This is a genomic window from Candidatus Frankia nodulisporulans (assembly GCF_902806475.1).
GTDB lineage: Bacteria > Actinomycetota > Actinomycetes > Frankiales > Frankiaceae > Frankia > Frankia umida.
Map to the genome: position 1 here is coordinate 1 of NZ_CADCWS010000444.1, position 1,821 is coordinate 1,821.

The window sequence follows — 1,821 nt, forward strand, 5'->3', positions numbered from 1 at the left end:
GCACCGGGATCACGGTGTCGACGCGGGCCGGACGCGTCGTGGGAGCCACGCTGGTTGCCGAGGTCGTCGAGGTCGTCCGGGTCGTCGAGGTAGTCCGGGTCGGCGCGCCACGGGCTGTCGTTGGCCCACAGACTGAGGTGGATGTGGCCGCCGTTGCCGACACCGCCGACGACCAGCTGGGGGGCGAACGAGGCACGCAGGCCGTGGCGCGTGCTGATCCCGCGGATCGTCTCCTTGACCAGCACGCAGGTGTCCGCGGCGGCGAGCGGATCCTGAGGGGCGACCGAGACCTCGAACTGGCCGGCGGCGTACTCGGGATGGATCTGCTCGACGACGAGCCCCTGGTCGGTGAGTGCCGCGACGACGTCACGCAGGTAGTCGGCGAGCTCGGTGACCCGGGTCATCCCGTACGCGGGTCCGCGCGCCGCCGGTACGAACTCGTCGGGGTCGGCGTCGGCGGTGGCCACCGTCCACTCGACCTCGAACGCGAGCGCCACCTCGATCCCCCGGGTGGCGAGCCGGGCCATCTGGCGGCGGACGAGTTCCCGGCCGTCCTGGGGATGGGGCCGGCCGTCCTGGTCGCGACGGTCCGCGGGTGCCCACGCCCAGCCCGGCTGGGCGGCCAGCAGGGTCAGTCGGTCAAGGTCCGGATGCAGCCGCAGGTCGCCGACGGGGCTACCGGCCGCTGTGTCGCCGAGGATCGCGTCGTCGGGAAGAAAGGCGTCGAACACCGGCGACATGCCCACGCCCCAGACCGCCGCCGCGTCCAGCCGTCCGACCGGCACGCCCTTCACCCTCGTGATGCCGCTGTTGTCGACGAAGGTGCAGGCCACGCAGACCACCCCGCGCACCGCCAGGTTCGTCGCCGCGTGCCGTGCCGCCGCGGCGATCCGATCCCGCTCCCAGCCGCCCCGAACCGCCGCCAGCGCCGACGCCGCCGCCGCCTCGCCCCCGTCCGGCTCCCGGGACGTCCGCACCGCGACGGTCACCGCGGGGGACGCGGAGGTCGGTCTCGGGGGGGACACGTAGTCAGGCGAGGCCGCGGACGTGGGTGGGGTCGGATGGGCGGGGGGTGGCGTTGACGCTGGTTTCGGACCGGGCTCGTTCATCGTCGCCTCCTCGGCGGATGCCTGCTGGCCACCCTTCCCCGCTGCGGCGCCGCCGGACCGAAGGAGCGTGCTTCCGACGGCGCGCTGGTGCCCGAGAAGATCGGACGAGACACCGACCACAGCGCGAAGTGATAACCAAAAGTAGCCGAGCTGCCGGCTGCGGCTCGAGATCAGCGCGCGCCGCCCTTGGCCCGTCCAACGTTTTCCACAGTTAGCTGCGAGTCAAGAAACTCTGAAAACACGCCAACATCACGGATTTCAGATCCGACTGTCCCCAGGAGCACCGTAGTTGTCCACATGTTATCCACAGGCGTCGCCCACTGGTGAATATCACTGTGTGCAACGACCGGGGGGACGTGCCAGCCAGGCATGACCAGCCCGTCCAGGGGAGATGCACCAGGGATGGCGCTGCGCGTGGACGGAGAACTCATCGATCACCACTGCCATGGGCTCGTCCAACGGGGCCTGGACCGGCCGGAGTTCGAAAGCATGCTCACCGAGGCGGACACGCCCGGACCACCCGGCACCACCCTGTTCGACAGCCAGCTCGGGTTCGCCCTGCGCCGCTGGTGCGCGCCCCACCTCGATCTGCCACCGCACGCCGAGCCCGACACCTACCTCGAGCGTCGCGCCGAACTCGGCCATGAGGAGGTCCACCGTCGGCTGCTCACCGCGGCCGGGATCACCACCTTCTGCGTCGACACCGGCTTCC

General features: G+C 71.2%; 1 protein-coding gene and 1 pseudogene. One reads left to right on the forward strand and one right to left on the reverse strand.

The annotated features are described in order from the left end of the window. Positions 1-1,109: type I glutamate--ammonia ligase (locus G6R24_RS20630; RefSeq protein ID WP_476727367.1), on the reverse strand; the 1,109-nt coding region annotated here is incomplete at its 3' end. Positions 1,110-1,511: 402 nt separating this feature from the next. Between G6R24_RS20630 and G6R24_RS20635 the strand changes: the two are divergent. Further along, a pseudogene (locus tag G6R24_RS20635) lies at positions 1,512-1,821 on the forward strand (amidohydrolase); the annotation flags it as partial.